The sequence below is a fragment of the Nocardia amamiensis genome (assembly GCF_015477605.1).
Lineage (GTDB): Bacteria > Actinomycetota > Actinomycetes > Mycobacteriales > Mycobacteriaceae > Nocardia > Nocardia amamiensis_A.
On the sequence record NZ_JADLQX010000165.1, the window covers coordinates 1 to 1,076 of the forward strand.

Consider the following 1,076-nt stretch of genomic DNA (forward strand, 5'->3'; position numbering starts at 1 on the left):
ATCACTGCCGTCGAGCCGATACCGCCCCTGTGCCCAGGCCAGCTGGTGCACCGTCGCCCGGTGGGTCAACGCCACCCCCTTCGGCACCCCGGTCGAACCCGACGTAAAGATCACATACGCCGTGTTCCGCGGCCGCAACGGCACGATCCGCTCCGCATCGGCGACCGGGAGGGCACTCGTTTCCGTGAGATCGAGCGCGTCGATGCGCAGCACCGGCACGGTAGATGTCTCCGGAAGAGCTGTCCCTTCGCCGGTGGTCAGCACACACACAGGCTCGGCCACGCTGAAGATTCGCCCGATGCGTTCAGCAGGCAGATCGGGATCGACCGGCACGTACCCCCCGCCGGCCTCGACGATCGCGTAGATGCCCACCAACAACTCGATCGACCGCGGCATGGCCACCGCCACCAGCGTTTCCGGACCCACCCCGAGCGAGATCAGATGCCGGGCCAGCCGGTGGACGCGGGCACCGAGTTCGGCATAGGTCAACCGAACGTCCTCAAACACCACCGCGACCGCGTCGGGGGTCGCCGCCACCTGCGCCGCGAATCCGTCGAGCAACTGCCGTTCGGGTACCGGATGCGCGGTCTCGTTCCACACCGTCATCCGCTGCAACTCGTGTGCCTCGAGCAGAGGCAGATCTCCGATCGGCGCCGCGGGGTCTGCGGTTACCGTCTCGAGGATCCGCAGGAATCGGTCGGCGAATCCGTGGATCGTTGCTTCGTCGAACAGGTCGGTCGCGTAGGTGAATTCGACATCCATTCCGGCTGGAGCGTTGTCGGGTCCGGATCGTTCTGCGAAGGTCGTCTGCAGGTCGAACTTCGCTACCGGCAGATCCGCCTGTATGGCCTCGACGGTCAATCCCGGTAGCTCGAATCCGGCCGGCGTGAAGTTCTGGAATACCAGCAGCACCTGGAACAACGGTGCGTGCGCGGTCGACCGTGCCGGCGCCAGCTCCTCGACCAGCCACTCGAACGGTGCTTCGGCGTGTGCGTATGCCGTCAGATCGGCTTCCCGGGTGTGTTCGAGCAGGTCGAGGAATGACCATCCCGGCTCCACCCGGGTGCGTAACACCA

Annotated in this window: 1 protein-coding gene; it reads right to left on the reverse strand. The window is 65.9% G+C overall.

What is annotated here, in order from left to right; genetic code table 11:
* A partial coding sequence (locus IU459_RS37270; RefSeq protein ID WP_195134273.1) for an AMP-binding protein occupies positions 1–1,076 on the reverse strand: 1,076 nt, incomplete at both ends.